Raw genomic sequence first — 24,085 nt, 5'->3', positions numbered from 1 at the left:
GGGCTCCCGAGAAGTGGTGCGGTCAGGGGAAGTTGACCACCACCGACGGAACGGTGGTGGTACCCGAGGTCGGCGAACCCGTGTCGTTGATGACGCGCTCGTACTGACCCTGACCGCCCAGTGAGATGACCATGATGTTGTGGAACTTCACGTTCGGATTGACCGGCGTCGCGAATCCGTGGTGTTGGAGGATCGCCGGATTGACGTTGTAGTAGCAGTAACTGCCCATGCCCCATGCCTCGTGCGTGGTCACGGTGTCGGCGACCTTGTAGGCCGCGTACCCCTTGATCGTGCCGTTCTGGATGGCGGCCTGGTTCGGAGCGTCGTACGCCTTCTCGTTCTGGAAGAAGATCGTGCGGCCGCCCTGGCCGTACCACTGGACGTCGTACTTGTTGAAGTGCTCGACGAACAACCCCGTCGCCAGTACGTCGTTGCCGTTGACGCGGACGCCGTAGTCGGCCCGGTTGGTCTCCCAGCCGACTCCCGCGCCATGGTCGGCGCGCCAGACCCAGGTGTGGTCGATGATCGTGTTGCGGCTGTTGACCACCATGCTGGTGGTGGCCTTGCCGGCGCCCGCGCCGCCGATGCGGATGAAGACGTCCTGCACGGTGGTCGGGTTGACGGAGTGGTTCGCCGAAGCCCCGGTGGGCCCGACCTCCAGCAGGGTGGCGGAGTTGACGGGACCGGCGTCGATGAGGAACCCCGCGAGCCGGACGCCGTCGACGTCGGCCACCTTGAGCGCGGTGACGCCGTTGTCCGGGATCAGGGTGGCGTAACCGAGGCCGAGCACCACGGTGTTGGCGCGGTTGACCTGGATCGGCTGGTCGAGGTGGTAGATCCCCGGTGTCAGCAGCAGGTGGAGGCCTTGCGTGAGTGCCTCGTTGAGGGTGGCGGCGGTGACACCGGGCTTGGCCACGTAGAACTGCGTCAGCGCCAGTGACGTGCCGCGAGGTGTACCGGCTCCCCAGGTGGTGCCGCGCGAGTTGACCCGCTTCTCCGGCAGGAAGACGCGGTACTCCGTGCCGTTGAGGTAGAGGAACGGCTTCTCGCGGGAGATCGGCGTGGTGGTGAGCGTGGTGTACGGCGGGTTCGGGAAGGTCTGCGCGGGGGCGCCCTCGACGCCCGAGAACACCATGTTCCAGACGGCGTTGAGCCAGCCGCCCACAAAGCTGTCGCGGGTGTACCACTGCTGCTGCGAGTACGGGCCGACCGTGCCGTCGACGCGGCTGTCGGCGATGTAGCCGCCGCTGGCCCAGCCGTAGCCGTTGGGGGAGAGGTTGAGGCCGCCTCGGACGTGCATGCGCCGGAAGGGGGCGGCCTGTGCGACGGCCCACCGGTTCGTGCCGTTGACGGGAGTGATCGCGAGGTTCTCCGCCGAACGCCAGAAGTTCTGTGTGGCGTTGCCGCCGAACCAGCCCGCGTCGACGGTGATGTCGCCGTTGATCGACGTGTCGTCCGGGGACAGGCCGAGGCCCGAGATCGAGGTGTAGAAGCCGAGTTGGGCGTTGAGCCCGTTGTACGTGCCCGGCTTGAAGAGGAACTGGTAGCGGCCCGTGCCGAACTGCGCCGACTCCTGCTGCGCGAACACCTGGTCCAGTCTGGCCTGGATGCCGGGGGTCGAGGGGTCGAAGACGATGACGTTCGGGCCGAGGTCACCGCCGCCGGGCAGGGCGAGCGGCTTGACGGGGGCTGCGGATGCCGGCGTGGACAGGCCGAGCAGAGCGGGAGCGGCAGCCACGGCGGCCATCGCTCCGAGAACGGACCGGCGAGCCGGCGGGGGCTGGCCGGAGTCGGAGGAATCTGTGTCTGTGAAGGCAGAGGGCATGGGGGCAACTCTCCTGGTTCAGGAAGTGAACGATGGAAGGTGCGGGGAGCGCTCTCTTGCCGATGCATGCTTCATCCGCGTGAACCAGGCGTCAAGAGTTGTGACCGGGATCCCGGATGTTGTTGCGGACTGGACAGTCAACTGGGCAACGTTGTGCGGTAGTTCATTCATGTATGGGGTCTATCGATGCCTCTTGCCGTGCGGCCACCGCGTTCAAGAGGTGCGCGATGGGTAAGCGCTGTCCGCTCCGCGGCCCTCTCGCGCGCTCGCGTCACGGCGCTCCGCACGCCCTGTCCCGAGAGCGCTCTACGGCGTCGGAACGCCGCGCCGTTAGGGTGCGGGGATGAGCGGACAGGCTCCCACGCTGGAGGATGTCACTCAGGCCGACGGCCACAGCGAGACCGGCAGGACATGTGAGCCGGCGACAGAGAGGCGGACGAATGACGCACCCGATCACCGTGGGCGTGGACGGATCGGACGAGAGCCGGGCCGCTGCGGCGTGGGCGGGCAGGGAAGCCGTCCGGCGCGGACTGCCCCTGCGGGTGGTGTACGCCTGGCACGGGCAGTCGCACCAACTGGCCGGCGGGCCCGACCGCGAGGAACAGGCGCGGTGGGCACAGGAGTTGGCGGAGGCCGCCGCCCGCACGGTCACCGAACGGCACGCGGGCCTGTCCGTTTCGGCCGAGGTCCTGGAAGGCGGCGCCGTCGACTCGCTGGTCGCCGCGGCGTCGGACGCCGAGACGCTGGTCCTCGGTTCACGCGGACACGGAGCGATCGTCGGCTTCCTGATCGGCTCCGTCGGACAGCAGGTGATCGCCGAGGCCGCCGGCCCCGTCGTGCTGGTGCGTGCCGATGACAACGCCGCGTCCGAGGCGGCGGGCCGCGAGATCGTCGTAGGGCAGCAGGGTGGTCCGGACGACAGTGCCGCCGGCCTCCGGTTCGCCTTCGAGACGGCGGCGGCCCGCGGCGCCTCGGTGCGCGTCGTACGTGCGTGGAGCCTGCCGCCGCTGTTCACCTACAGCCCCGGCTCGTTGAAGCTCCTTGACGAGGCCGGGGGACTGGAACCCTTTGAGAAGAAGGCTCTCACCGAGGCGGTGAAGCCCTGGCGAGAGCAGTTTCCCGAGGTGCCCGTCACCGAGTACGTCGAGATGGGCAGCGCCGGACAGGTCCTGCTCTCGCTGGCCGCGCGGGCCCAGCTGATGGTCGTCCAGCGCCGCGCCGAACGCTCGGCCGTGGGATCGCGGATCGGTTCGGTGGCCCACGCGGTGATGCACCACGCGCCGTGCCCGGTGGCGGTGGTCCCGCACTCCTGAGTGCCTGCGGGAGGCGGCTTCGGGCCGGTGCGCCTGGGTACCTGACCGGTGACGGGCCGGTGGCCGCCGCCGGCGCCGCGGCTCACAAGCCGACCGCTCCGTCGATGCGTTCGCGGAGCAGGTCGGCGTGGCCGTTGTGGCGGGCGTACTCCTCGATCATGTGGATCAGCACCCAGCGCAGCGACACCGTCCCGAGCCAGGAGTCGTGGCCTTCGACGTCCAGGCCGGGCGCTTCGGTGACGAAGCGTTCGGCGAACGCCACGTCGGCGTGCCAGGCCTCCCAGGCCGCGGCGACGACCGCGGGTTCGGACACGGCGCCGTCGAAGTCCTCGTCGGGTTCGGCCTCGGTGGAGAACCGGGGCGGCGCGTCCTGCCCGGCCAGTACGTTCCGGAACCAGCGGCGTTCCACATCGGCGAGGTGCCGGACCAGTCCGAGGAGTGAAAGCGTCGAGGGCTCCACGGACCGCCGCGACAACTCCACGCCCAGGCCCGCGCACTTGAGTTCCAGCGTCGCGCGCTGGGCCGCCAGTACGGAGACCAGCATGCCGCGCTCGTCCCCGGTGGTGCGGGCGTTGAGGCGGCGGCGCTCCTGGTGCTGTGCGGTGAAGAAGTCGGCTCTTCGCTGTGGTCCGGTCATGCGCACGATTATCGGCGCCGGGCGGTGGAGTTCCTTGAAGGGCGCTTCGACCAGGGGCGTTTCGACACCCGGCGGGTTGTTCTGCCTGGTGCCCGGCGGCTGCGGGCCGCGTTCAAGTCCCGTAAACAACGGCTGTGTTGGGCTCGAACCACGGCAGTTTTGGCGTGAACTATTGACGGCAACATGCCAGTCCGGTTGACTCGCCGCCCAGCGCCGGTACCGGTTCCGGAACCGGTACCGGCCCTGGGCGCGAAGGCGCGATCCCCGTGTTCCGGGAGGCAAGTCATGGCTGTGACCATCGCCGATGTGGCTCACGCGGCCGGCGTGAGCAAGACGACCGTGTCCCGGGTGCTGAACACCCGGGGCGAGGTCGACGCGTCGACGGCGGCCCGGGTCCGCGAGGTCATCGACCGCATGGGCTACGTGCCCAGTTCGGGCGCGGTCGGACTGGCCCGGGGGAGCAGCCGGACCGTGGGCATGCTGGTGCCCTCACTGACCTGGCCGTGGATGGGCGAGGTGCTGCAGGGTGTCGTCGACACCGTGGAAGCCGCCGACTTCGGCCTGCTGCTGTTCACCTGCAACCGGGGTACCGAGTCCGTCGCGCGCTTCACCAGCCAGGTGTCGGCGCGCGCTTTCGACGGTCTGCTCGTGGTGGAGCCGGAGAACACCCTCGACATGCTGACGGCGCTGCACCGCGAGGGCCTGCCCGTCGTCCTGATCGACGACCGCGGGCACCACCCCGAGTTCCCGTCCGTCACGGCCACCAACTTCGAGGGCGGGGCCTCGGCGGCCCGCCATCTCCTGGCCGGTGGCCGACGTAAGCCGCTGGTGCTCACCGGGCCCTCACGGTTCGGCTGCGTACGCGACCGGCTCGCCGGGTTCCGTGCCACCTGCGCCGAGCACGGCGTCGGGCTCGATCTGATCGTCGAGGGCGACTTCACCGAGACCGACGGCCGCGCGGTCGTGCGCCGACTGCTCGCCGAGGGGCGGGAGTTCGACGCCGTCTTCGCGCACAACGACCTCGCGGCGGTGGGCGTCATGGGCGCCCTGCGGGACGCCGGGATCCGCGTGCCGGACGATGTCGCCGTGATCGGCTTCGACGACATCCCGATGGCCCCGCACACCGAGCCGTCACTGAGCACGGTCCGCCAGCCCATGCGGGAGATGGGCGAGACGGCCGCTCGCATGCTCCTCACGCGCCTCGCGGGCGAGGAGATCTCGACCGCTCCCGTCGTCCTGCCCACGGAAATGATCACGCGCCGGTCGGCGCCGGCGGCCTAGCCCCCGCCGAGCACCCCACGTACTGCCGGTCGGAGACCACAGGCAGCACCAGAGCACGTCGACGTCCGCGCTCCCCGGCACCACAGGACGCCGACATGAGCCAACCACCGCACACCCGCACGGAGCACTGGCACCCCCAACTCCCTTAGGAGAGCCGCATGCCATCCCGTACCCCCCGCACGTTCATGACCGCTCTGGCCACCCTGTCCGCGCTGTCGCTGGTGGCGGCAGGACAGGCCTTCGCCGGGCCGGCTTCCGAATCCGTCGCGGCAGCCGTCGCCGCCTGGGACGCCGACCAGGCGGCCGCCGCCTACACCGCGAACCCCGCCGCGGTCACCGCCTCGGGAAGCGAGAACGCCGGCACCGCCCCGGGCCTCGCCTTCGACGGCAACGCCGCCACCCGCTGGTCGAGCCAGTTCGCCGACGACGCGTGGATCCGCCTCGACCTCGGCTCCACCCTCCGCATCGACCGGGTCGTCCTCGACTGGGAGGCCGCCTACGGCAAGAGGTACGTCCTGGAGGTGTCCAAGAACGGCACCGACTGGACGCCCTTCTACACCGAGACCGCCGGCACCGGCGGATCGGTCACCGCGCACACCTACCCGCAGGAGGTCACCGGCCGCTATGTGCGGATGCGCGGCGTCGAGCGCGCCACGCCCTACGGGTACTCGCTGTTCGCGTTCAAAGTCTACGGCGGCGAGCCCGCCCCGGCCTCCACGACCCGTACGAACCTCGCCCTCAACCACCCCGCCTACTCCAACCTCTACCAGCACGCGGGCAATTCACCCGCCTTCGTCACCGACGGCGGCTGGCCCGCCGACCTCAAGGCCGACCAGACCCGCTGGTCCAGCGACTGGAACGCCAACCGCTGGGTCTCCGTCGACCTGGGCGCCACCTCGACCATCAACACCGTCGACCTGTACTGGGAGGCGGCCTACGCGGTCGACTACCAACTCCAGGTCTCCGACGACAACGTGAACTGGCGGACCGTCTACCAGCCGTCCGCCGCAGAGGTGGCCGCCCGCCGAGCCGACGTCAAGTCCCCGGCGGACGCGGTGGGCCGCCGCGACACGGTGACGCTGCCGACGCCCACGACCGGACGGTACGTGCGGATGCTCGGCAAGGAGCGCCGCTCCTTCTACAACCCGGCACCCGCGACCGCCCAATTCGGCTACTCGCTCTACGAGTTCCAGGTCTGGGGCACGGGCGGCAGCGCCGCCGCCGCGTACCCGGCCCTGCCCGGGGAGCAGTCGGGGACGTACCAGACGATGTTCTTCGACGACTTCACCGGGGCGAGCCTGGACCGCTCCAAGTGGCGGGTCGTGCGCACCGGCTACGAGATGGGCCCGGTCAACGGGGAGTCCCAGGCGTACGTCGACTCCACCGACAACATCGCCACGCAGAACGGCAGCCTCCTGCTGAAGTCCAAGTACTGCAACGACTGCACCCCGACGCCGGCCGGAACCTACGACTTCACCTCCGGCCGCGTCGACACCAACACCAAGTTCGACTTCACATACGGGAAGGTCAGCGCCCGTATCAAGTTGCCGGTCGGCGACGGCTTCTGGCCCGCCTTCTGGCTCCTCGGCAGCAACGTCGACGATCCGAACGTGTCGTGGCCCGCGTCCGGCGAGACGGACATCATGGAGAACGTCGGCTACGCGGACTGGACCAGCACCGCCCTGCACGGCCCGGGCTACTCGGCCGACGGCAACATCGGCGCCCGCACCGTCTTCCCCGCCGGAGGCCGAGTGGACCAGTGGCACAACTACGCGGTGGAGTGGACACCGACGGGCATGCGCTTCTACCTCGACGACGTGCTCGTCCAGGAGACGACGCGCAACAAGCTGGAATCCACCCGAGGCCAGTGGGTCTTCGGCCACAACCAGTACGTCATCCTCAACCTGGCGCTGGGCGGCGCCTATCCGGCGGGCTGGAACCAGGTCACCACGCCCTACTGGGGTCTGCCGCAGTCGAGCGTCGACAAGGTCGCGGCCGGGGGAGTACAGGCCGAGATCGACTGGGTGCGCGTCGAGCAGAAGAGGTGAACCTGCCTTCCGGTCGATGGTGAAAAACGGTGCGAGCCGGGTCTCTTGACGAACGGCTGGTCCAGTCCTACTTTCCAGTCATCGTTCAAAGACAGGACCGTTGTTCATTCATGTGAACGACGGCACCCCCCACTCAAGGAGCCCGGATGCTCACACGTCTTCGAACTCTCGGTGTGGCCGGCGCGGTGTGCGCTTCGTCGCTGCTGGCCGCGCCGGGGGCCTTCGCCGAAGTGGAACCCGGCGGCTGGACATCGGTCTCGCCCACGTACACCGTGCAGGAACGGGGTTGCGGCCAGGTCGACGGCCTGACGTTCACGCTCACCTGCTCGACCGCGAGCGGAGACCAGCGGGCCGAGCGGCGGTACGCCACGTACACCGGCGGCACGCGGCAGTTCGAGGGCTACTTCAGGGTCGCCAGCCTCAGCGGCACCCGGATCAGCCTCAAGCAGACGTTCAACGAATCGGCGGCAGGCCCGTACTTCATGCTTGCCGTCGAGCGCGGCGGACGGCTCTACGCGGTCCACGGCGGCACCACGCTCTCCAACGCGGGCACCGTCGGCGCGACGGTCCGCGTCAACACGGTGCACCAGGTGGGAACTTCGCACCGCACCTACATCAACGGCTCGCTCCAGCACACCTATGCGAGCCCGTCCGGAAGCTTCTACGACAAGTTCGGCGCCTACCGCACCGCCAGTGGCGCGGGACCGGCGACCGTCGTGTGGAGCAACGTCAAGTTCTGGCGCAAGTAGCAGGCACCGTATGCGGATACCCGTACGCGTCGCAGCGCCGACAGTGCTTCTCCTGGCACTGTCGGCCTGCTCCGCGCCACAGACGGCGGACGAGGGCGGCGGACTGCGCGCCCACCTCACCTCTCCCACGGACATCGATCTGAGCTGGCAGGAGGACGAGCCAGGAGTATCCGGTCAGGCGCTGGAGTTCGCGACCGAGAGGTCGGGCCCGTACACCGTCCTCCGGTACCTGCCGTCGAGCGTGACGACCTACCGGCACCCCGATCTGATCCCGAACACGACCTTCTTCTACCGGCTCCGTCCCTTCCGCGGCCCGGTCTCGGCCCCGCTGACCGTCTCCCTGCCCGAGGGCGAACTGACACAAGCGGACGAGGACTCCGGCCATGACTGGCTCCCCGCCCGCAAGGACCCGGGACGCGTCGTCCCGGGCCGGCCCCTGACGAATTCCGGCGCGGGCGCCCCCACCGATTTCAACGCCGTGGTCAAGCATGCGAACGGCATCCTCTTCACCTGGACGGACCGCGCGTCCGACGAAGCGGGATTCCTGCTGGAGGCCCGTAGGCGGGGAAGCTCCGAGTACGAGCCCCTCGTGGTCCTCGATCCCGATGTCAACTCCACCGGATTGATCACCCTCCCCGAGGAGAAACAGGCGTCCTACCGCGTACGGGCCTTCACCTACGGCGAGTTGTCGAACGTGGTCCGCCTGACCACAGGCGAATGACCCCTACGCGTTGTCGGCCCTGGACATGCGCAGGGCGAGATCCTGGAGCAGATCGGCCGTCTTCACATCGGTGCGTCCGGAGTCGTGGAGGTCGGCGAGTTCGGAGAAGAGGAACGCGAAGGCGCCCACGAGCGAGATGGTGGCGGGCAGATAGGCGTCCGCGACGGCCTGGCCCGCCTCGGCGGGCCCGGCGTCGGCGGGCACCTCCACCCTCGGGAAGACCTCCGTCACGAGCGCGCCGAGCTGCGTCTCGGTCGACTCGACCTCAGCGTCGTCGTTGTCGGCCTCGGCGATCCTGCGGACCATCGCGTTGGTCTCGGTGAGGACGCCGATGGCTCGCAGGATGATCTCCGTCTGTTCCATGCCGTGAGCCTAGACGGGCGATGCCCGGCTGTGGCCTCGGTGTTCGGGTCGTGATGATAGACAGAGGGCGTGAACAACCTCTCCAGCTCCCGCCCGGAGCACGCCCGATGACCAGCGGCATCGACACTCCGGACCGCCGGGGCCGCACCGGACTCGACCAGGTCGGCCGCGATCTGACCGGCAACCCCCGGATCAAGGTCCGGGACGTGACACTCCTGTCCAGCCACTGGTACGTGGAGCGCACCACGACCTTCGACTTCCAGCACGCCGACGGCACCTGGAGCACCCAGGAACGCGAGACGCACGACCGCGGCAACGGAGCCACCCTCCTGCTCTACGACACCGAGCGCGAAACCGTGCTGCTGACCAGGCAGTTCCGCTACCCCGTGTACGTCAACGGACACCCCGACGGGATGCTGGTCGAGACACCGGGCGGACTGCTCGACGAGGACGACGAGCATCCCGAGGTCGCCGTACGACGCGAGGTCATCGAGGGGACCGGGCACACCGTCGGCGAGGTCCACCACGTCTTCGACGTCTACATGAGCCCGGGCTCGGTCACCGAGCGGGTCGGTTTCTACGCCGCCTCCTACGGCCCCTCGACCCGTACGCACGAGGGCGGAGGGCTGGACGAGGAGGGTGAGGACATCGAGATCGTCGAACTGCCCTTCCGCCGGGCCCTGGAGATGATCCGCACCGGCGAGATCGCCGACGCGAAGACCATCATGCTGTTGCAATGGGCGGCTCTGGAGGGCCCGTTCAAGGGGACACGCCCTTGACTTGAAGTGCTCTTCAAGTTCCAGACTCCCGTTCAGGCCCCGGGTTCCGGGCCCGAACGGGAGGCGACACCATGAAGTACCGCACGATCGGCACCGACCCGAAGACCCGCCGTGAGGTGAGCGTGCTCGCGCTCGGCGCGATGCTGTTCGGCTCACGGACGGACGAGAAGACCTCCTTCGCCGTGCTGGACCGCTATGTCGAGGCGGGTGGGAACTTCATCGACACGTCCGACAACTACGCGTTCTGGACCGACGACAGCCAGGGCGGCCAGAGCGAGAACCTGCTCGGTCGCTGGCGTCGCAGCCGCGGCATCGGCGACGAGATCGTCATCGCGACCAAGCTGGGCGCCCGGCCGCTGGCCCCCGGCACCGGATACGTCGACAACCCGGAGGGCCTGTCGGCGAAGGTGATCCGCGAGGCGGCCGAGCGCAGCCGCGAACGCCTCGGCGTGGAGAAGATCGACCTGCTGTACGCGCACATCGAGGACCGGACCGTCGACCCGCGCGAGACCGTGGAGGGGTTCGGCGAGCTCGTCGCGGAGGGCAGCGTCGGGCTGCTCGGGGTCAGCAACCACGCCATCTGGCGGGTGGAACGGGCCCGTTCCCTCGCCGCGGCGGCGGGCCTGCCCGGTTACGAGGTCCTGCAGTACCACCACAGCCACCTGCGACCGCGCACGGACGTCCCCAACGGGCTCTTCCCGGACGGCAGCCTCGGCGGAACGGGCGCCGAACTGCTCAGCTACCTGCGGGCCGAGCCCGGCCTCACCCTGGTCGCGTACTCACCGCTGCTGACCGGCGCGTACGTACGGCAGGACAAGCCACTGCCCGCCGACTACGACCACCCGGGAACACCGGTCCGGCTCGCCGTGCTCCGGGACGTGGCGCGGGAGACCGGAGCGAGTGTGAACCAAGTGGTGCTGGCCTGGCAGATCGGCGGACCACTGCCGATCGTCCCGCTGGCGGGGGCGTCCTCCGTGGCGCAACTGGAGGAGAACCTGGCCGCGGTGGAGCTGGAACTGACGGCGGACCAGCGGGCCCGGCTGGACGGCGCCCACTGACGGGCAGCGGGTCGCGGCCTACTCGTCCTCGTCGCGCGCGGCCCGGCGCGTGGTGAGCAGGAGGGCGATGTCGTCGGGGCGCTCGGTGGACTGCCGGGCCTCCGCGGTGAGCAGGTCGGCCGCCGCGGACACGGAGGGGCCGCCCGTGCGGCCGCGCCGTATGCCCGCTCGGGACAGGTTCGCGCGGACGGCTTCGACGCCCTCGTCTATGTCGGTGCCGGGCCGCTCGACCAGACCGTCCGTGTAGAGGGCCAGCACGGCGCCGGGTTCAAGGAGGAGGTCCGTCACCGGGTAGTGGGCCTTCGGGTCCACTCCGAGCACCACCCCGCCGGGCAGGTCCAGGACCTCGGTACGGCCGTCGGGGTGGCGGAGCAGGGGCTGCGGATGCCCGGCCCGAGCGGCCCGCGCGACACCCGTGACCGGGTCGAGGCGGACGTAGACGCAGCTGGCGAACTGGCCCGGGTCGAGGTCGATGAGCAGCCGGTTGGTGCCGCTCATCACCTCGTCCGGGGACCGGTCGCTGAGCGCGAACGCCCTTACCGCGCTGCGCAGTTGGCCCATCGTGGCCGCGGCCTGGACACCGTGGCCCTGGACGTCGCCGATGACCAGCGCCAGCCCGTCGCCCGCCTCCACGACGTCGTACCAGTCGCCGCCCACGTCCATGCCCAGGGTGCCGGGCAGATACCGCTCGGCGGTGGTCACCAGTGGGTGCGCGGAGAGGCGGTGCGGGAGCAGGGCCTCCTGGAGACCGCGGGCGAGCGCGGCTTCGTTGTCGTAGCGCCGGGCCCGTTCCAGGGCCTGGGCGATCAGTCCGGCGAGCGCCGTGAGGACCGTGCGTTCCTCGGTGCTGAAGGTGCGGGAACGGTCGAAGCCCAGGATGCAGGAGCCGACCGGGCGTCCCGAGGCGATCAGCGGCAGGAAGGCCCGGGCGCCCTCCTTGGCGTCCAGCGCGATGCCGGGATAGGCGGCCGCCAACTGCTGCATCGACTCGTAAAAGAGCGGGCGGCCGCTGGTGAGCGTTTCCACCCCCGGTAGCCGGACGTCGAGGGGCACTCCGTCGTAGGGGGCGAGGAATCCCTGCGGGAAGCCGGTCTCCCAGGCCAGGTACAGGCGCCGGTCCTGGAGCAGGTAGATGGCGAGCCGGCGTCCGCCGAACGCGGGCAGCAGCTCCCGCATCACCACCTCGGACACCTGGCGTGCGGTCACTGCCTCGGTCAGCGCGATGGCGAGAACGATGGGCCGGTACAGCGGCGCCGTCGTGGATGCGCCGTCCGCGGGTTCGACGACCTCGGCCCCTTGGGCCGCCGGCGCCTCGAACGGGTCGGCCTCCGCGGCGTCCGCGACCCGTCCCATCGGCACGAGCTTGCAGGTCAGGCTGCCCTGTCCCGCGTAGATGGACATGGTCAGCCACTCACCGCCGTGCCGCCCCGGTGCCTGCCCAGGGCTGTTCCCGTGCGGGCGTCTGACCTGGAAGTGCACCGGATCCGGCGACACCAGGGCGCCGCGCAGATGATCCTCGTAGGACGGCCGGGACAGCCAGGGCACGGCCTCCCACAGCGGCCGCCCCAGCAGCTCCGTCCGGGGCCGGCCGAGCAGCTCGGTGGCGCGCGGGTTGGCGTAGGTGATCAGCCCGAGCCGGTCGAGCGCGAACACACCCTCCGGGAGGAGGTCCGCCGCCCGGTCGGCGGCCGGGCCCGTGCCCGGATCGACGACCGCGCCGCTCACCCGGTACGGCGGACCGGGCGGCGCTTGTGAGGGCCACAGAGCCAGTAGGCGCAGCCCGCCCTCCGCCGTGCGCACCGGCAGTGCGTGCACGGGCGGGCGCCCGGCGGCCGTCTCGCGCAGCGCGGCAAGGAGCAGGCGCGGATCCTCCCGGGACAGCATGTCGGCCAGCGCGTCCGGCGTGCCGGCGAAGCCCCCCGGCGCGGTGCGGAGCAGCGTCGCCAGCGTGTCGTCCGCGGTGACCGTGCCGTCGTAGGGATCCCAGGTGAACGCTCCGACACATTGCGCGGAGGGACCGTCGGACGGGGCCGGCACATTCAGCGGCTCGTCGTCCCACGTGACGGTCCCGGGTCCGTTCTTGTCGAGCGCCGCCAGAGCGGCACCCAGCTCCTCGGCCACGGCTGTCATCCGGTCGCGGTCCGGCAGTACCTCGGTGGCGTCCGAGGCCGAAGGGCGCAGCACCGTCAGGACACCGAAGGACGTTGAGGCGCCCACGACGGGGACGTACAGGGAACCGAACGGGAACGGCAGCCCGGCCGCCAGCTGCGGGTAGCGGCGCATCGTCTCCGTGGCATCGGTGAGCAGCACCTCCTCGCCGAGCCGATGGACGTCGGCGACGGGGAACGGCCGGTCCACATGCATGCGCCACCAGGGGCGGAACAGCTGATTGGGCAGGCCCGCGAGGACGGCCATCCGGAGCAGTCCGGGTGTGGTCGAACGCAGGTAGATGCCTCCCGCGAAGCCGCGGGCCGCGCGGACGGCGTCCGCCACGGCCCCGCTGAGCAGGGCTGGCAGGCTTTCCAGCGCCTGGATCTCACGCTCGGCGCTCCCAGTCATCGGTCTGCCCTCGTCCGCCCGCCGCCAGGGAGATGTCACAGCAAGAATGCGCCTGACAGGCCCCTGACCGCACCTCGACGCTCTCAGCAGCAGCCCGGGGCTGCCCGAGGCTGTGCATGGCCGAGCTCAACCGTGTCCGGCCGCGCTCAGCCATGTTCAGTCATGTTCAGCGCGAAAGATACCCGGTTTGCTCGAGTACCTCGCCCAACTCGTCCCACACCGCCGCTGACACGTCAGCCACCGGCGCGGGGCCCGGGGGCGAGCGCCTCTGCGGCGACCGCCGCCACGGCCCCGGCCACCGCCGCGAGCGCGGGGGAGTCGAGTTTCCACTGCTGCCAGAACAGCGGGACGTCGACGGCCCGGTCCGGCGCGAGATTCACCAACCGCCGCGCCTGCAACAGCGGTTCGGCCTGTACTTCGGGCACCATGCCCCAGCCCATTCCGGCCACCACGGCGGCCAGGAACCCCTCCGAGGTGGGCATGAAGTGCCGCAGCGGACTCCCGCCGCGGCCACCCCTCAGAGCCCGGACGAAACCGTCCTGGAGACCGTCGTTCCGGTCGAAGACGACCAGCGGCGCGTCACCGATCACCTCGCGCAGCGGCACGTCCGAGAGGCCGCCGAGCCATCTGTCGCGGAAGCCGGGACTCGCCACCGGCAGGTACCGCATCCGGCCCAGGGCACGGACGGAGCAGCCCGCCACCGGGTCGGGTGACGAGGTCACCGCCGCGAGCACCTGCCCCTCGCGCAGCAGCGTCGCCGTGTGGTCCTGGTCCTCGCGGCGCAGCTCGAAGCAGAGCCGCAGTTCCTCCGGCACACGGGTGAGCGCCGGGAGGAACCAGGTCGCCAGCGAGTCGGAGTTCACCGCGATCGACAGCCGCGTCGCCCCGCCGGATCCGGTCATGCCCAGCTCGGCGTGCGCGTCGCGCTCCAACTGGGCCAACTGGCGCGCGAAACGCACCACGACCTCGCCGGACTCGGTCGGGCGCACCGGTTTCGTCCGCATCAGCAGCACTCGGCCCGTGCGCTGCTCCAGTGCCTTGACGCGCTGGCTGACCGCCGACGGCGTCACATGGAGCGCTCCGGCCGCCGCGTCGAAGGTGCCCTCGTCGACGACCGCGAGGAGCGTGCGAACCTGGTCGAACGGCAGTTCAGTCATCACGCGTGCTAATGATACGTAAGAATCTTTAGCTGTACTATCGGCGGCCGCCTTCCTAGCGTCGAAGCCATGACAGACGCCCTGACCGCCGCGGCCGCCGGATTCGGCACCGGCCTCACACTCATCGTCGCCATCGGCGCTCAGAACGCCTTCGTCCTGCGCCAGGGCATCAGCCGCGAGGCGGTACTCGCCGTGGTGGGCATCTGCGCACTCTCCGACGCGGCGCTCATAGCCCTGGGAGTCGGTGGGGTCGGCGCGATGGTCGTGGCCTGGCCCGCGGCGCTCACGGCGGTCGGACTGGTCGGCGGCGCCTTCCTGCTCGTCTACGGATTCCTCGCCGCGCGGCGGGTGCTGCGGCCCTCGGCCCTCGCGGCGGCGGCCGCGCCGACGCACTCGCTGCGCCGCGCCGTGCTCACCTGCCTGGCGCTGACCTGGCTCAACCCGCACGTCTACCTCGACACCGTGTTCCTGCTCGGCTCCATCGCGGCCGACCGAGGCCCGCTGCGCTGGACCTTCGGACTGGGGGCGGTCCTGGCGAGCGTGTGCTGGTTCGCCGCGCTGGGCTTCGGCGCCCGGCTGCTCAGCCGCTTCCTGGCCCGCCCGTCGTCCTGGCGCGTGCTGGACGGTCTCGTCGCCGCCACGATGACCGCGATGGGCGCCATGCTGATCGCGGGAGCCTGACACCCGTACACCTGGCCCGGGCGGATGAGTCCGCACCCCGCCGACACGCACAACTCCCGCTCGGACATAGTGATCCCTGCAAGCGAAAGATGTAGCTACCAACCAGGACGAGCGTGGACACGAGCAAGAGCGGTACGGACAGCGACCCCACGGCGGACAACGGGACACCGGAACCGGTACGGGCGAACAGACGCGGATGGCGCCGCTGGGCGATGGACACCCGGCCGTTGCGGCGCCCGGCGTTCCGCCGGCTGTGGTCCTCGACCATCGTCACGGCCGTCGGCAGCCAGCTCACCGCGGTCGCCGTGCCCAAGCAGATCTACGACATCACCGGCTCCTCGGCATGGGTCGGCTACGCGAGCCTCGCCGGCCTGCTGCCCCTCGTACTCTTCGCCCTGTGGGGCGGCGCGATCGCCGACAGCATGGACCGGCGAAAGCTGCTCCTCGTCACCAACACCGGCATGGCCGTCACCTCGGTCCTCTTCTGGATACAGGCCGCCACCGGACTCGGCTCGGTGCTCGTCCTGATGGTGCTGCTCGCCCTCCAGCAGGCGTTCTTCGGCCTGAACTCACCGGCGCGCCAAGCCTCCATCGCCCGGCTGGTCCCCAAGGACGAACTGCCCGCCGCGAACGCGCTCGGCTCGACCGTCATGCAGACGGGCCTGGTCGCCGGACCGCTGCTCGCCGGCGCCCTCATCCCCGTCATCGGCCTGGCCGAGCTCTACCTGATCGACGCCGTGGCCCTGTGCGTGACCGTGTGGGCGGTCGTACGGCTTCCCGCCCTGCCGCCCCTGACCGCAGCCGCGTCCAGGCGGGCGGGATGGCGCGAGGTCGCCGCCGGCTTCCGCTACATCTCGCTGCACAAGGTGCTGCTGCTGTCCTTCCTCGCCGACATCATCGCCATGGTCTTCGGGATGCCCCGCGCACTCTTCCCACAACTCGCGGCGCAGACCTACGCGCCCTACGGCGAAGGGCTCGCGCTCGGCCTCCTTTTCGCGGCGATCCCCATCGGCGCGGTGCTCGGCGGGCTGGCGTCGGGCACGTTCTCCCGCATGCGCCGGCACGGCCTCATGGTCATCGTCGCGGTGGCGGCCTGGGGAGCGGCCATCACCGGGTTCGGGCTGAGCAGCAGCCTGTGGGTGGCGGTGGCGTTCCTCGCCGCGGCCGGAGTCGCCGACATGGTCTCCATGGTCTTCCGTGGCGCGATCCTGCTGTCCGCCGCCACGGACGACATGCGCGGCCGCATGCAGGGCGTGTTCACGGTCGTCGTCGCGGGCGGGCCCCGTCTCGCCGACGTCCTGCACGGAACGGCCGGCTCGGCCTTCGGCGCCCGCACCGCCGTCGTGGGCGGCGGCCTGCTGGTGATGGCCGCCACGCTGGTCCTGGCCACCGCGACACCGGCTCTGAGGCGTTACACGATCTGAATGCGCGGTCTCCCGGGTCGGTCATAGAGTTACCGCCATGGGGGAAACGCGACCTACCTCGGAATTCCACGCGCAGAACATCACCGCCGAGAGCGTTGCCCGGCTGGTGGCGGCTCTGGACGCCCAGGACATGAATGACGGCGTACGACGGCTGCGCACGTGGGCGCACACCGCGGTCGGCCCGCGGCCCGGCGAGCGGGTGATCGACATCGGCTCCGGTACGGGATCGCAGTCCCAGGCACTCGCGGCCGCCGTCGCCCCCCACGGCGAGGTGCTCGGGATCGAGCCGAACCCGGGGCTCCGTATGGTGGCCGAGCAGCGCGCTGCCGCCGCCGGCAGCACCCTGGCCCGCTTCGTGGACGGCGACGCGCTCACCCTGCACCTGCCCGACGCCTCGGTCGACGTCGTGTGGTGCGAGCGCGTACTCCAGCACCTTCTGGAGCCCGAGAAGGCCGTCGCCGAAATGGCGCGGGTGCTGCGCCCCGGTGGGCGAGTAGCCCTGCTGGACACCGACTGGGCGACCACGATCCTGCACCCCGGTGACCCCGAGACCATCGCGGCCATCACCTCCGGCGCACTGGCCGCGGCGGCCGACCCCTACTCGGGACGCAAGCTGGTCGGCCGGCTGACGGCGGCCGGGCTGGTCATCGACGACCGCGGATCGCAGGCGCTTCTCCAGGACCACACCTCCGTGGCATGGCCGCTGATCCGCATGCTGGGCGATTCCGCCGTACGCCGCGAACTCATCACCGAGACACAGCGCGACCGTCTGTACGCGGACATCACGGAGGCCGCCGAGCAGGGGGCGCTGCACATGTCCGTGACGATGTTCGGGGCGGTCGCGCACCGCCCGTCGTAGGGCTGGCGCATTGAGTGAATAAAGGCGTTTGTCGGAATACACTTGATTGTCCGTCGCCGACGGAGCGCTTTGCACTCTTCCCCTGGTATTGGGGGTGCTCGAGCAAAATGAACACGGCGAGCTACGAAGTAATTGCAGCGAGCTCGACGATGAACGCGGTCGCCGCATTCATCGGTGGCCTCATCATCGCCGGTGCCCTGGTCTGGGCCGTCCGTATGGGCATCAAGGTGCGTCGGGAAGAACCGCGGCCACCCAGTGTCGAAGAGCAGACCAGGTTGCCCGAATCCGGGGCGGTCCACGAAATCCGGGAGATGCGGGATGCCGACGAGGTTCCGCACGCGGCGGATGAGAGTGAGCGGCTGATGCCGTACAACATGCACGCGGCCGGGACCAAGCGACGCGATGACCAGAAGCGACGGCGCTGGGTACCCGGGTCCAGCGGCTCCTTCGGCGGCGGAGGCCTGGGCAGGACGTGACCGTGCCCGCATGGCAGCGGGTCGGGCCTGTCCGTCGGATCAGGCCCTAGGGAAGATCGGCCGCCGAGTCCTCGGGAGCCAGGTCGGGCCGGAGCCGGAGCCACGACGGCTGGCGCAGCAGTCCGGCTCTGGTTCGGGTGCTGTACCGGACTTCGCCCACCAGCCGCGGCAGGACCCAGTGCGCCCCGGCCACCGGCGGGACGGTGTCGAAGGGGCAGTCCTCGGTCTCGGCTGCCTTCAGGAGCCGGGCGAGGACCGACCGTTCGGTCTCGCTCCAGCCGGTCCCCACGCTTCCGACGTAGCGCAGCCGCCCCGCTTGGCGCTGTCCCACGAGAACGGCACCGGGTGGCCCCGACAGCCGTCCCTTGCCGGGAACCCAGCCGCCGACGATCACGTCGAGGGTCTGTACGTTACGGATCTTGACCCAGGCTCGTGAGCGCACCCCGGGCTCGTACACGGAGTCCAAACGCTTGCAGACCAGCCCCTCCAGACCGTTCTCCCGGGTCGCCCGCAGGGCCGCCTCTCCGTGGCCGACGATCGCCGACGGCGTCGACCAGTACGGCCCCGCGAGGGCGAGGTCCTCCAGTTCCTGGCGCCGTCGGACGTAGGAGAGGGCGGTCAGGTCCCGCCGCCGCAGGTACATGACGTCGAACAGGACGAGATGCGCGGGGGCTTCCACCGCCCGACGAATCGCCTTGCCCGGAGAGTCCGCGAGCCCCATGCGGGACTGCAGAAGCTGGAAGTCACCCCGCCCCTGCTCGTCCAGGACCAGGATCTCGCCGTCCAGAACCGCGGGGGTGCTGCCGAGCGCTCCGCCCAGCGCACGGAGTTCCGGGTAGGCGGCTGTGATGTCCTCTCCCGACCGGGCGCGCAGCACGATGCCGCCGTCCCCGGGCAGATAGATCACGGCACGCTGGCCGTCCTGCTTGGTCTCGTACGCCCAGCGCGCGTCCTGCCCTGCGGGCGGCAGGGAGCCGGCGGTGGCGAGCATGGGGGCGATCCGCGGCAGTGTCACAGGTGTGTAGTCGACACAGCTCCGGGCACCCACTCGCCCTTGACGGCCCTTTCGCCTGAACGGCGCTGCCCGGCGAACCCGCAGGCCGCGCCCTAAGCCTCCATCGCCTGGGCCATCAGGGTCTGCAGACGCAACCCGCGGTGGACATCGAGCTCGCCGGACTTTCCGGAGCGGACGGCGGTGGCGAACTCCCGGCGCAGCACGGGCCAGCTCTCCTCGTGGTCGAGTGCGGCGCCGTCGTACACGAGCTCGGCTTGCGGGCCGAACAGCTCGATCCGGGTGATGCCGTGCTCGACATTGACCGAACCGGACAGCGACGCCTGGCTCACGGCGCCGCTCGCGTGTTCGCAGGTGAGCTCGATCCAACGGCGAGGGTCTCCGGTGCCCCGCACCCGCACGATGGGACCCAGGGCCGCGTCCAGCAGATCGAGAACGTGCGGCCCGAGGTCCAGCAGCGCGCCGTGCTCGAGACGCCAGGCGGTCGCGAAGTCGCCGCCCAGGAAGGCGCCGTGCAGCCAGCAGGCCCGCGCCCCTACGGCGTCGACGCCCTGGGCGGCTGCCAGGAACCGCCGGGTGGCCGGGTGGTAACGGCTTGTCAGGACGAGCTGGGAGACGACGCCGGCCGTGTCGACGGCGTCCACGAGACGTTGCGCCGACGGCAGCTCCAGCGCCAGCGGCTTCTCCAGGAGGAGTGCCTTGCCCGCTTCCGCCGCACGGCAGGCGAGCTCCGCCTGAACGGAGGGCGGAACCGCGAAGGCGACCGCTTCGCAGCTGTCCAGCAGGTCCTCGAAGCGCGCGGCGACATCGGCGCCGTAGGGTGCGGCCGTCTCGTGGGCCGCATCGGCGCGGCGCGCCCACACCGCGGTCAACTGCGTCTCGGGCCCGGCGGCAAGCACACGTGCGTGCACGGCGCGCGCCCATGGCCCGGCTCCGACGAGCCCGACCTTGACCGGTGAATGGGACCAGGGCAGCGAGGCGTCGGTCACGGGAAGTCTCCTTTGCGGTGTGGGCGGACCAACTTCACCACGTCGACCGCCGCTTCGACCAGGAGTGTGCCGGCGAGTGGACTGCTGACGCGCCCGTCCTTTGTGCGATCAGGAGTCGGACGTCACGCCATTTCACTGAATTTCTGCGCGCGCATCCTCTACGAGCGTGAGGGCGCGATCCTCGCGGCGGCCGAACTCCTTGGCCGCCGGTGTTTCGCCATCGCTCACCTGCGCTTCGGCACCGGAACTGTCGCTCTGCTCGCCGAATCCGGCGTCGCGTGCCCGAACCGCCGCCGTGGCCCGGTCGTGCACCTCCAGTTTCGCGAAAATCCGTGAGACATAGTTACGCACCGTCTTTTCGGCCAGGAAAAGCCGCCGTGCGATCTGCCGGTTGCCCAATCCGCCTGCGAGCAGGTCCAGTATCTCAAGCTCCCGGCTGGTCAGATCGGAGAATCCGGTCAGCACCGGAAGGCTTCGTATGGTGGAGAAGTATCTGCTGAACCGGGCGGCTATCGTCGGGCTGAAAGCAGCGCCCCCTTTGGCCACTATCCGAATGGAGTGGAGCAGCTCCTCGGACGACCCGATCCGCGCGAGATAGCCGCTGACGCCGCTGCGCAGGGCGGCGACGATCACGTCGTCGTCATCGTTCTGCGACACGACGATCATTTTGGGCCGGGACTTCTCGTGGCGGTATTTCGAGAGGATCTGCTGGACGTTCTCGCAGATGGTTCGTTTCGAGGGCGGCTCGCCGATGATGATTACGTGGGGATGTAACTCGGATTTTTCGAGACATCGCATACCGTCTGCGCCATCAACTGCCCGTCCGATCAGGCTAACGTTGTCATCCTGCTCGATAATTGCTTCCAGCCCGGCAAGAGTAACCGTGTCTTCGCTGAGGATGAACAGGTTTATTTCGGAGCAGGAATTCGGCTGCACAAGTCTCCTTCTGGGTCATTCATCTGCATGAGGAAGGGTGCATGGCACGATTGGTGCCGAGTATGCGTAGGTGGCTGAGGGGAACGCAAGTGCGCCTCTTAAGCGAAGGGTTCCGTTCCACTTAATGGTCGACTTTCGGCCGAGGAGTCTCCGGCGCACAGGAAATCCGCAGGAAATCCCCAGGAATTTGCAGGACGCCTCGGCCCCGGCTGGTGCCGCCGCGGGCGGAGCCGGTGGCCGCGCGACCGCGCGCCTGCACCCGCCAAGTCACCGTCGGCCCACGAACGCGTTGGACGTACAGCGAAGCGAACGAATACTTTCAAGGCATGGTCGATATCCCGCGTCGGCGCTTGATCATGCTCGACGTGCTGGCCGCACTCGGGTTCGCACTGCTCCCGCAACTGTCGCCGCTGCGGCCGTACATCAGCGACGAGGTGAGCAACTCCACCGCGTGGCTGCTGGCGTTGAGCACCGCGCTGCCGCTCGTCGTCCGGCGGCTGTGGCCCGTGCCGGTCTTCGTGTTCGTCCTGACCGTCGCCTGCGTGGCCCTGCCGTTCGGTCTCGCGCCGACCTCGTTCCTGGCCGCCGCCTACGCCCTGTACCTGGTGGCCGTGACGCGGAAGCGGCCAACAGGGCGGTCGGCGGTCTTCGTCGGCGGGGTGAGCGCGGCGGGCGCCGCCGGGCTGACGATGACGGGGGCACAGGGCTACCAAGGCGGGACCCAGGCGGTGCAGGTCGTGCTCGGCCTGCTGGTCCTCGGCGCCACCTGGGCGGCGGGGTCGGCCGTCAGGGAGCGGCGGGAGAGCCTGCGACGCGTCATCGAGCAGACGGCCGAGCGGGCGAAGGTCGAAGAACGTCTGCGCATCGCCCGTGACATCCACGACGTCGTCACGCACAGCGTGGGCCTGATCGCGGTCAAGGCCGGTATCGCCAACCACGTGGTCGACACCCATCCCAAAGAGGCCCAGGAAGCCCTGGCGGTGATCGAGGACGTCAGCCGCCGGGCGCTGCAGGACATGCGGGCCACCCTCAAGGTGCTGCGCCGGGACCAGGAAGGGGCCCAGGACCTCCGGCCGGTTCTCGGGCTGTCGGACCTGCCCTCCCTGGTACGGACGGCCGAGGCCGCGGGTGTGCGCGTCGACCTGCGGTCCAGTGGCACGGAGGAACCTCCGGACGGTGTCGCGCTGTCCGCGTTCCGGATCGTCCAGGAGGCTCTGACCAACGTCATCAAGCACGCGGCGCCTACCCGGTGCCGGGTGCACCTCGTCGCGGAGCGGGGCGAGTTGACCATCGACGTCGCCGACGACGGCCCCGCGTACGCCGGGCGGCCCACCGTGCCCGGCGGCGGACTCGGCCTCGTCGGGATGCGGGAGCGGGCCGCCGCGCACGGCGGCACCATCACCGCAGGACCGCGAACGGGCGGTGGCTTCCGGGTCGCGGCGACACTGCCGTACTGAGCCGGACTCATCCGCAAGTATGGCTTCGGCCCGCGAAGGCCGTCCGGTACTCCCGCCCCGGGACCGATGCGGCGGACAGGCCGCCCCGCGAGACTCGGCGTGTGATTGACGTCCTGAACTTGACGAAGCGGTACGGCGAGAACACCGTCGTGGGTGGCCTCACCTTCACGGTGCGGGCAGGTGCCGTCACCGGATTTCTCGGCCCCAACGGAGCCGGGAAGTCGACCACGATGCGGATGATGCTCGGCCTGACCCGACCCGACGACGGCTCCGCACGGATCGGCGGGCACGCCTATCACGAACTGCGGTACCCGGCCCGCCATGTCGGCGCCCAGCTGGAGACATCGGCTCCGCATCGCAGCCTGACCGCCGCTCACCACCTGCTGTGGCTGGCACAGAGCAACCGGATCCCCCGGCAACGGGTCGCAGAGGTCCTTGAGATGGTCGGCCTGACAGGCGCGGCCCGACGGCGGGTCGGCACCTTCTCCCTCGGCATGGGCCAGCGGCTCGGCCTGGCCGCGGCGCTGCTCGGCGACCCGCCCGTCCTGATCCTCGACGAGCCGGTCAACGGCCTTGACGCGGAGGGAATCCGGTGGCTGCGCGAACTGCTGCGCGCGATGGCCGCCGAAGGACGCACCGTTCTCGTCTCCAGCCACCTGATGGCCGAGATGTCGGTGGTCGCGGACCACCTGATCGTCATCGACCACGGGCAACTCCTCGCGGACACCGGCATGTCGGACTTCATCCAACGTCACGGAAGGACGTACGTACGCGTGCGAACGGCGGAACCCGGGCTCCTCGGCAGGGAACTGGAACGGAAGGGGGCCTCGCTGACGGTCGCGACGGACGGCAGCCTGGAAGTCGGCGGCATGTCGGCGGCCGAGATCAACCGGGTGGCCGCGGCGGGCGGGCTCCCGCTCGACGAGCTGAGCACCCACACGGGATCACTCGAGGACGTCTTCCTCGGACTCGTCGGCAAGGGCGGAAGGAACACCCATGTCTGAGACGGTCGCGGCCATCCACGCCGAGTTCACCAAACTGCGCTGCGTCCGCGGCACGTTTGTCGCGCTGCTGATGTTCGTCCCCATCAGCGTCCTCATCGCCGCCCTGGGCGGCTGGTCCGCGAAGTCGGCGCTGGAATCGGACAACCCCGGACTCCGGTCCGACTTCACCCCCCAGCAGGCCGGCCTGGACGGCATCCTCTACGGCCAGCTCGCCCTGATCGTGTTCGGGGTGCTCATCGTCACCAGCGAGTACGGGTCGGGCATGATGCGCGTCTCCCTGCTCGCCGTCCCCCGACGAGGCCGGCTCTACGCGGCGAAGATGGCCGTCACCGCTGCCGCCGCCGCGTTCGTCGCGATCCCGGTCACCGTCGTCAGCTACCTGGTCACCCAACTCGCCCTGGGATCCCACGGCGTCTCGATCAGCGCGTCCGGTGTCCCCCGAGCCCTGCTCGGCGCGGTGGTCTACCTGACGCTGATGTCCCTGTTCGCGGCGAGTACGGCCGCGATGGCCCGCAGCGCCATCGTCCCGCTGGCCGTTCTGCTGCCGATGGTGCTCGCCGGAACGCAGATCCTCTCCGTCATCGGAGCGACGAAGGAGGTGGCACGGTACTTCCCCGACCGGGTCGGCATGGAGATGCTCACCGTCAACTCGCCCGACGCTTACACCGGATTCGCGGTGCTGGTCGTGTGGACCGTGGCGGCACTGGTCTGCGGCTACCTCCGGCACCGTCGCTGGGACGCGTGACGGGACGCGGCT

At 70.1% G+C, this 24,085-nt stretch carries 22 protein-coding genes; 14 read left to right on the top strand and 8 right to left on the bottom strand.

Translation table 11 applies throughout. The annotated features are described in order from the left end of the window. Positions 1-22: 22 nt before the first annotated feature. Entirely contained in the window at positions 23-1,747 is a 1,725-nt protein-coding gene (locus tag OG219_RS03075; RefSeq protein ID WP_266822577.1) for a coagulation factor 5/8 type domain-containing protein, read from the bottom strand. Positions 1,748-2,265: 518 nt separating this feature from the next. Between OG219_RS03075 and OG219_RS03070 the strand changes: the two genes are divergently transcribed. Then, positions 2,266-3,138 carry a universal stress protein gene (locus tag OG219_RS03070; protein WP_266822575.1) on the top strand — a complete coding sequence of 291 codons (873 nt, stop codon included), beginning with the start codon at positions 2,266-2,268 and terminating at the stop codon, positions 3,136-3,138. A gap of 82 nt (positions 3,139-3,220) precedes the next feature. On the opposite strand, the gene OG219_RS03065 is transcribed toward OG219_RS03070, so the two are convergent. After that, a complete protein-coding gene (locus tag OG219_RS03065) occupies positions 3,221-3,775 on the bottom strand; it encodes a DinB family protein (protein WP_266822573.1) in 555 nt (184 codons plus the stop codon). A 285-nt stretch (positions 3,776-4,060) separates the two neighbouring features. On the opposite strand from OG219_RS03065, the gene OG219_RS03060 reads away from it, so the two are divergent. From OG219_RS03060 to OG219_RS03045, 4 genes are all read left to right on the top strand, one after another. Next, complete coding sequence (locus tag OG219_RS03060; protein WP_266822571.1) at positions 4,061-5,056, top strand: LacI family DNA-binding transcriptional regulator; 996 nt, start codon at positions 4,061-4,063, stop codon at positions 5,054-5,056. 158 nt (positions 5,057-5,214) lie between these two features. After that, complete coding sequence (locus tag OG219_RS03055) at positions 5,215-7,104, top strand: discoidin domain-containing protein (RefSeq protein WP_266822569.1); 1,890 nt, start codon at positions 5,215-5,217, stop codon at positions 7,102-7,104. Between the two features lie 146 nt (positions 7,105-7,250). Then, positions 7,251-7,853: a hypothetical protein gene (locus OG219_RS03050; protein WP_266822567.1), complete on the top strand. Its 603-nt coding sequence runs from the start codon at positions 7,251-7,253 to the stop codon at positions 7,851-7,853. A gap of 10 nt (positions 7,854-7,863) precedes the next feature. Continuing rightward, positions 7,864-8,574 carry a fibronectin type III domain-containing protein gene (locus tag OG219_RS03045; RefSeq protein ID WP_266822565.1) on the top strand — a complete coding sequence of 237 codons (711 nt, stop codon included), beginning with the start codon at positions 7,864-7,866 and terminating at the stop codon, positions 8,572-8,574. A gap of 3 nt (positions 8,575-8,577) precedes the next feature. On the opposite strand, the gene OG219_RS03040 is transcribed toward OG219_RS03045, so the two are convergent. Further along, entirely contained in the window at positions 8,578-8,937 is a 360-nt protein-coding gene (locus OG219_RS03040) for a hypothetical protein (protein WP_266822563.1), read from the bottom strand. A 107-nt stretch (positions 8,938-9,044) separates the two neighbouring features. Between OG219_RS03040 and OG219_RS03035 the strand changes: the two genes are divergently transcribed. Next, positions 9,045-9,716, top strand: coding sequence for an NUDIX domain-containing protein (locus OG219_RS03035; RefSeq protein ID WP_266822561.1), 672 nt, complete (start codon positions 9,045-9,047; stop codon positions 9,714-9,716). Between the two features lie 71 nt (positions 9,717-9,787). After that, complete coding sequence (locus OG219_RS03030; RefSeq protein ID WP_266822559.1) at positions 9,788-10,774, top strand: aldo/keto reductase; 987 nt, start codon at positions 9,788-9,790, stop codon at positions 10,772-10,774. An 18-nt stretch (positions 10,775-10,792) separates the two neighbouring features. On the opposite strand, the gene OG219_RS03025 is transcribed toward OG219_RS03030, so the two are convergent. Together OG219_RS03025 and OG219_RS03020 are read right to left on the bottom strand one after the other, a co-directional pair. Then, on the bottom strand, positions 10,793-13,333 hold the full coding sequence (locus OG219_RS03025) for a SpoIIE family protein phosphatase (RefSeq protein WP_266822557.1): 2,541 nt from the start codon (positions 13,331-13,333) through the stop codon (positions 10,793-10,795). Positions 13,334-13,566: 233 nt separating this feature from the next. Then, positions 13,567-14,493: a LysR family transcriptional regulator ArgP gene (locus tag OG219_RS03020; RefSeq protein WP_266822555.1), complete on the bottom strand. Its 927-nt coding sequence runs from the start codon at positions 14,491-14,493 to the stop codon at positions 13,567-13,569. 66 nt (positions 14,494-14,559) lie between these two features. Between OG219_RS03020 and OG219_RS03015 the strand changes: the two genes are divergently transcribed. The 4 genes from OG219_RS03015 (at position 14,560) to OG219_RS03000 (ending at position 17,930) form a co-directional block, all read left to right on the top strand. Beyond that, a complete protein-coding gene (locus OG219_RS03015) occupies positions 14,560-15,171 on the top strand; it encodes a LysE/ArgO family amino acid transporter (protein WP_266822553.1) in 612 nt (203 codons plus the stop codon). A 113-nt stretch (positions 15,172-15,284) separates the two neighbouring features. After that, on the top strand, positions 15,285-16,595 hold the full coding sequence (locus tag OG219_RS03010) for an MFS transporter (RefSeq protein ID WP_266822551.1): 1,311 nt from the start codon (positions 15,285-15,287) through the stop codon (positions 16,593-16,595). Between the two features lie 37 nt (positions 16,596-16,632). Further along, a complete protein-coding gene (locus OG219_RS03005) occupies positions 16,633-17,454 on the top strand; it encodes a methyltransferase domain-containing protein (RefSeq protein ID WP_266822549.1) in 822 nt (273 codons plus the stop codon). A 107-nt stretch (positions 17,455-17,561) separates the two neighbouring features. Then, the gene (locus OG219_RS03000) at positions 17,562-17,930 is read left to right on the top strand and encodes a DUF6479 family protein (RefSeq protein ID WP_266822547.1); all 369 of its coding nucleotides are present in this window, start codon (positions 17,562-17,564) and stop codon (positions 17,928-17,930) included. A gap of 46 nt (positions 17,931-17,976) precedes the next feature. On the opposite strand, the gene ligD is transcribed toward OG219_RS03000, so the two are convergent. From ligD to OG219_RS02985, 3 genes are all read right to left on the bottom strand, one after another. Next, entirely contained in the window at positions 17,977-18,921 is a 945-nt protein-coding gene (gene ligD, locus OG219_RS02995) for a non-homologous end-joining DNA ligase (protein WP_266822545.1), read from the bottom strand. Between the two features lie 116 nt (positions 18,922-19,037). Then, the gene (locus tag OG219_RS02990; RefSeq protein ID WP_266822543.1) at positions 19,038-19,931 is read right to left on the bottom strand and encodes a Gfo/Idh/MocA family protein; all 894 of its coding nucleotides are present in this window, start codon (positions 19,929-19,931) and stop codon (positions 19,038-19,040) included. A gap of 132 nt (positions 19,932-20,063) precedes the next feature. Beyond that, positions 20,064-20,867: a response regulator transcription factor gene (locus OG219_RS02985; RefSeq protein ID WP_266822541.1), complete on the bottom strand. Its 804-nt coding sequence runs from the start codon at positions 20,865-20,867 to the stop codon at positions 20,064-20,066. A 326-nt stretch (positions 20,868-21,193) separates the two neighbouring features. On the opposite strand from OG219_RS02985, the gene OG219_RS02980 reads away from it, so the two are divergent. The 3 genes from OG219_RS02980 (at position 21,194) to OG219_RS02970 (ending at position 24,073) form a co-directional block, all read left to right on the top strand. Then, positions 21,194-22,324, top strand: a complete 1,131-nt coding sequence (locus OG219_RS02980) for a sensor histidine kinase (RefSeq protein WP_266822539.1) — start codon at positions 21,194-21,196, stop codon at positions 22,322-22,324. A 101-nt stretch (positions 22,325-22,425) separates the two neighbouring features. Next, positions 22,426-23,328: an ABC transporter ATP-binding protein gene (locus OG219_RS02975; protein ID WP_266822537.1), complete on the top strand. Its 903-nt coding sequence runs from the start codon at positions 22,426-22,428 to the stop codon at positions 23,326-23,328. After that, positions 23,321-24,073: an ABC transporter permease gene (locus OG219_RS02970; protein ID WP_266822535.1), complete on the top strand. Its 753-nt coding sequence runs from the start codon at positions 23,321-23,323 to the stop codon at positions 24,071-24,073. The genes OG219_RS02975 and OG219_RS02970 overlap by 8 nt, the downstream gene beginning before the upstream one ends. The last annotated feature ends 12 nt before the right edge of the window (positions 24,074-24,085 follow it).

The sequence above is a fragment of the Streptomyces sp. NBC_00038 genome (genome assembly GCF_026343635.1).
Lineage (GTDB): Bacteria > Actinomycetota > Actinomycetes > Streptomycetales > Streptomycetaceae > Streptomyces.
This window is presented reverse-complemented; position numbering and strand designations above follow the sequence as displayed.

What these genes read in the sequence shown, in the direction of transcription:
- OG219_RS03075 (WP_266822577.1), bottom strand. Translation starts at nt 1,747, where the DNA reads ATGGCCGCCGTGGCTGCCGCTCCCGCTCTGCTCGGCCTGTCCACGCCG.
- OG219_RS03070 (WP_266822575.1), top strand. Translation starts at nt 2,266, where the DNA reads ATGACGCACCCGATCACCGTGGGCGTGGACGGATCGGACGAGAGCCGG.
- OG219_RS03065 (WP_266822573.1), bottom strand. Translation starts at nt 3,775, where the DNA reads ATGACCGGACCACAGCGAAGAGCCGACTTCTTCACCGCACAGCACCAG.
- OG219_RS03060 (WP_266822571.1), top strand. Translation starts at nt 4,061, where the DNA reads ATGGCTGTGACCATCGCCGATGTGGCTCACGCGGCCGGCGTGAGCAAG.
- OG219_RS03055 (WP_266822569.1), top strand. Translation starts at nt 5,215, where the DNA reads ATGCCATCCCGTACCCCCCGCACGTTCATGACCGCTCTGGCCACCCTG.
- OG219_RS03050 (WP_266822567.1), top strand. Translation starts at nt 7,251, where the DNA reads ATGCTCACACGTCTTCGAACTCTCGGTGTGGCCGGCGCGGTGTGCGCT.
- OG219_RS03045 (WP_266822565.1), top strand. Translation starts at nt 7,864, where the DNA reads ATGCGGATACCCGTACGCGTCGCAGCGCCGACAGTGCTTCTCCTGGCA.
- OG219_RS03040 (WP_266822563.1), bottom strand. Translation starts at nt 8,937, where the DNA reads ATGGAACAGACGGAGATCATCCTGCGAGCCATCGGCGTCCTCACCGAG.
- OG219_RS03035 (WP_266822561.1), top strand. Translation starts at nt 9,045, where the DNA reads ATGACCAGCGGCATCGACACTCCGGACCGCCGGGGCCGCACCGGACTC.
- OG219_RS03030 (WP_266822559.1), top strand. Translation starts at nt 9,788, where the DNA reads ATGAAGTACCGCACGATCGGCACCGACCCGAAGACCCGCCGTGAGGTG.
- OG219_RS03025 (WP_266822557.1), bottom strand. Translation starts at nt 13,333, where the DNA reads ATGACTGGGAGCGCCGAGCGTGAGATCCAGGCGCTGGAAAGCCTGCCA.
- OG219_RS03015 (WP_266822553.1), top strand. Translation starts at nt 14,560, where the DNA reads ATGACAGACGCCCTGACCGCCGCGGCCGCCGGATTCGGCACCGGCCTC.
- OG219_RS03005 (WP_266822549.1), top strand. Translation starts at nt 16,633, where the DNA reads ATGGGGGAAACGCGACCTACCTCGGAATTCCACGCGCAGAACATCACC.
- OG219_RS03000 (WP_266822547.1), top strand. Translation starts at nt 17,562, where the DNA reads ATGAACACGGCGAGCTACGAAGTAATTGCAGCGAGCTCGACGATGAAC.
- ligD (WP_266822545.1), bottom strand. Translation starts at nt 18,921, where the DNA reads ATGCTCGCCACCGCCGGCTCCCTGCCGCCCGCAGGGCAGGACGCGCGC.
- OG219_RS02980 (WP_266822539.1), top strand. Translation starts at nt 21,194, where the DNA reads ATGGTCGATATCCCGCGTCGGCGCTTGATCATGCTCGACGTGCTGGCC.
- OG219_RS02970 (WP_266822535.1), top strand. Translation starts at nt 23,321, where the DNA reads ATGTCTGAGACGGTCGCGGCCATCCACGCCGAGTTCACCAAACTGCGC.